At 68.0% G+C, this 3,864-nt stretch carries 4 protein-coding genes; 1 reads left to right on the plus strand and 3 read right to left on the minus strand.

The window, feature by feature from the left end:
* The first annotated feature begins 135 nt into the window (after window positions 1–135).
* A complete protein-coding gene (locus LTT61_RS15280) occupies window positions 136–1,419 on the plus strand; it encodes a helix-turn-helix domain-containing protein (protein ID WP_233020625.1) in 1,284 nt (427 codons plus the stop codon).
* An 87-nt stretch (window positions 1,420–1,506) separates the two neighbouring features.
* Here LTT61_RS15280 and LTT61_RS15285 read toward each other — a convergent pair whose 3' ends face one another.
* The 3 genes from LTT61_RS15285 to LTT61_RS15295 all read right to left on the minus strand — a co-directional run bounded on the left by LTT61_RS15285 (window position 1,507) and on the right by LTT61_RS15295 (window position 3,823).
* Complete coding sequence (locus tag LTT61_RS15285; RefSeq protein ID WP_233020626.1) at window positions 1,507–2,499, minus strand: YncE family protein; 993 nt, start codon at window positions 2,497–2,499, stop codon at window positions 1,507–1,509.
* 76 nt (window positions 2,500–2,575) lie between these two features.
* Entirely contained in the window at window positions 2,576–2,980 is a 405-nt protein-coding gene (locus tag LTT61_RS15290) for a hypothetical protein (RefSeq protein ID WP_233020627.1), read from the minus strand.
* 630 nt (window positions 2,981–3,610) lie between these two features.
* On the minus strand, window positions 3,611–3,823 hold the full coding sequence (locus tag LTT61_RS15295; RefSeq protein ID WP_233020628.1) for an MbtH family protein: 213 nt from the start codon (window positions 3,821–3,823) through the stop codon (window positions 3,611–3,613).
* Between the last annotated feature and the right edge of the window lie 41 nt (window positions 3,824–3,864).

Raw genomic sequence — 3,864 nt, forward strand, 5'->3', positions numbered from 1 at the left:
AGGGTTCGGGCACAACCCCCGGCACCGGGTGCGCTTTCCAGGGTGCACGCGGTGAGTACGCGCAAACCAGTCCCGAATACGGTAATTGCGAGTACTTTTCGCTTGTAACGACCGGTTGCGGACGAGGCGGCACCTATGCTCGAAGTCGACTGGAAGGGTGAACACGTCAAGGCGCTGCGCGCGGCAATGCGGCGCAGCCGTTACGAGTTCGCCCGTCTGGTGGGAGTGACACCACGCACCGTGGGGTTGTGGGAGAACGGCCGCACCACGCGGATGCACGATGCGAGCAGGCGCTTGCTGGACAGGGTGCTGGCCGAGGCGGACGCCGAGGCGAGGGCCCGGTTCACGCAGGCAATCGCCGAACCGGAACCCAAGCTCGAAAGCGGGCTCGACAAGGAAGTCGAGGACGACGTGAGAAGGCGTGAACTACTGACCTATGCCGGTGTCGGAATCGCCGGCCAGGCCGCGGCGCTCGTCGCCGCGGAACCCGAACGCATGCTCGCGGCGCTGGACGCGGGCTCGATCAGCGAGCGCAGGCTGGTGGTGCTCGAGGAGACCGCCACCCACCTCGGCACCCGCGCGGTGCAGGTACCGCCGCGCGAGCTGCTGCCGGGTGCGCTGGAGCAGTTCCGCATCGTGCGCGGCTGTCTCGCCGAGCGGCAGACCACAGCGGCGCAGGCCAGGCTGGTGCGCACCGCGGGGCGGCTGGCGACCGTCGTCGGCGAGATCCTCTTCAACGACGGCCATTTCGGCCAGGCCAAGATGTGGTACACCACCGCCGCGCACGCCGCGCAGGACATCGGTGACCGCTACACCGAGGACATCGCCCTGGCCGGCGCGGGCTACCTGCCCACCTACAGCGACCGTCCGCGCGACGTGCTCTCGCTGCTCGCGCCTCGGCTCGCGCAGAACCCGGACCGCGGGCCCGCCACCGCCTGGCTCTGGAGCCTGGCCGCGCGGGCGCACGCCGAACTCGGCGAAGCCGCCGATTTCGCGCGCTGCATCGACCGGGCCGCAGCCGCGCTCGCGGTGGCGAAGCCGGAGGAGATGCCGCTCGGCATCTTCTCCTTCCGGCCGGAGAAGCTCGCCTTCTACCGGGCCATCGGCTCGGCCCGGCTCGGCCTGGTCGACCAGACCGAGCAGGCCGCCGCCGAGGCGCTCGCCGCCTACGACCCCTCCGAGACCATGGAGCCCGCGCTGGTGCGCTTCGAGCACGCCACCGCGCTGCTCGCCGGGGGCGAGGTGGACGAGGCCTGTGCCGTCGCCACCGCCGCCATCACCGGGCACAACACCTACGTCGGCCTCACCGTCGCCAAACGCGCCCGCCGCTTCGACTCCACCCTCGGCACCCGCCGAGGTGGGGCCGTCACCGAATGGCGGGATCGCATGACCACCGCCACCGGCGACCGGCGGGCGTGAGCGTTCGCCCTCGTCATGCGGATCGCAGGGGCCTGATCGCAGCGAGCACATCGGCCAACCGCTCGCCGGTGGGTTCGGGCGCGTCGATCAGAATTCGACTACGGTCACGGATTCGGCCGCCTGGCTGTAGACGTACACCGTTCGCCGATCCGGCGTGCTGACGACCCCGAACGATTCGGTGTTCACCGGGATTCGGGAACGAACCACACCGCTCGCCGGGTCGATCACCATCAGGGAGTTGTCGTCGAAATCCGTGACCAGCAACGTCTCATCCGGTCCGGGTGCCATCCGACCGTCCTCCCAGCCGATGGCGATATCGGTGACGCTGTTGCTGTCGAGCGCGATGACGGACAACACGTCGTCGGACACGGCATAGCCGGTGCCGTCTCGTGAGTCGACGGCAATCGTCACCGAACTGCTTCTGGAGGAAAGACTGGGGGTGGGATCGATGGCAAGGGTTTGCGTGGACATCACCACTGCCGTCATCCACCCTGCGATGAGGGCGACGTGCGTTTCCGGATCGATCTCGATCTCGTAAGCGGCGAAGGGCAGTTCGACGGTGTCGATGAGGCGTCTCGTCGCGGTGTCGAAAACCGACACCCAGGCGCGGAGTTCGGGAATCTGTGTCTGGTCGTCGGGTCGGTGCACGACGAAGGCACGATTCGCCGAGGTGTCGACCGCGACAGCAAGAGCCGGATGCAAGACCTCGACCGACCCGATCCGCTGCTTGCTCCGGGTGTCGAGGAGCTCGACCACACGGTCGGCCGGATCGTTGGCACGCGCGTTGTGCGTGACCCAGGCGGTGTGGTGCGTCGAATCGAAGGCGATGTCGTCGGCACCGGGGATGGCGACGCGGCCGTTGACAGTGGCCTTCGAATCGAGGGCGACGATCACGTCCTGCGCCAGGAGGTAGATTTCGCCGGTCGATTCATCGAGTCCGGCACCGATCGGATGAATGTCGAGCGCCACCTCCGACGTCGAAGCCACCGGGGCAACGGCGCCTGCCGCAGCCGGTGCGGGAAGCGCCCGTCCGGGAATTTCGCTGGTGCACGCGGGCACGGTCGCCATCGCAGCGGCCACCACCATCATTATCGATCCGATGAAACGCAAATCGCCACGTCCTTTGTCGATCGGAGAGGTGTCCGCGGGGCGGCGCTCAACGGGCGACGATTTTCGCGTCGTCCCTGTCGCATTCACCGGCGATCTGCTCGATCTGCGCGGCGGTCGCTGTCGGCGTGACACAGATCCAGCCGTCGAACTCCGCGGCCCAGGTGTTCCCGGTATGGGACACCGTGGAGTCGTTGAGATAGCGATCGAAGACCGCCCGGGCTTCGGCACAGGTGAGTCGCCCGGTAGCAACGGTGACGGTGACCCGGTTGCCGGTTTGCGGATAGGTCAGGCTGCCGCAGTTCGAATCCACGGCGGCTACCGCGTTCGTGGTCCGTACGACGGTCAGAGTCGAGGTCGTACCTGGGAAATCACCCGCTCCGGACGCGCATCCCGCGACAGCACCGATCGCTGTCATCAGCAGCGCTGCCCGTTGCACCACAGCACGACGCATGACTGACCCCTCCTGATGTCGTGATCGCTGACGAGAACCGGCCGAACCCATTCTCGGGACAATGCTCCGCGGAGGAAATCAGCCGTTCGCCCGACATAACGACGCATCGCGCAGCGCTACTGTGCCGAAGAATCTGCTGCCGAGCCGCCGAACTGGCCACCGATGCCGCCCGGGTGGGCGCCGAGCCCGGGTGGAGTCCGGATCCATCCTGGGGTCCCCCCGACGGCTGGTCGCTGTGGGTGGACGACGGGCCGGCATCCAGTCCAAGCGGTATCCCTCATCCCTCCGCGCGGACCAGGACTGTCGTCCTCGGGCTGGCCGCCGCCGTGATCCTGAGCATCGCCGGGTTCGTCCCGGTGTTCGCGCTGAGGTCGGATCCGGCCTCACCGGAAGAAGAAATCGCGAGTGCATCGGCGGAGTTCGGCCAGCAGTGGCAATCTCCGGAACCACGGCGTCGGTAACCGTCCAAGTCAAGGCCGCCAGAGACGACGAGGGGGACCGCTCACGGTCCGGTACGTGCACGAGGACGGAGCCTGGAGGCACTGCGAGCCCATCTGAGCGACGCACACGGCGGGGTCGGGGCGCGCGGGCGGAAGGGGATGTGGCCCGCGCGCCCCGCATTCGGGTGGATCAGGGGGCGTTCATGGCGGTGATGAGGGAGTTGGGGCGCATGTCGAGCCAGTGGGTTTCGACGTAGTGCAGGCATTCGCGGCGGGCGGCGGCGCCGTGCGCGACGGTCCAGCCGCCGGGGACGGCGGCGAAGACGGGCCAGAGGGAGTGCTCGCCCTCGTCGTTGATCAGGACGTAGAACTGGGCATCGTCGTCATCGAACGGGTTGTTCATCGGGTACGAACTTTCTGCCGGAGGAACGGGGTGTCGGGGGT

Source organism: Nocardia asteroides (assembly GCF_021183625.1).
Taxonomy (GTDB): domain Bacteria; phylum Actinomycetota; class Actinomycetes; order Mycobacteriales; family Mycobacteriaceae; genus Nocardia; species Nocardia asteroides_A.

Bases quoted from the DNA above. Each gene is read 5' to 3' on its own strand.
- LTT61_RS15280 (WP_233020625.1), top strand. From the start codon at position 136: ATGCTCGAAGTCGACTGGAAGGGTGAACACGTCAAGGCGCTGCGCGCG.
- LTT61_RS15290 (WP_233020627.1), bottom strand. From the start codon at position 2,980: ATGCGTCGTGCTGTGGTGCAACGGGCAGCGCTGCTGATGACAGCGATC.
- LTT61_RS15295 (WP_233020628.1), bottom strand. From the start codon at position 3,823: ATGAACAACCCGTTCGATGACGACGATGCCCAGTTCTACGTCCTGATC.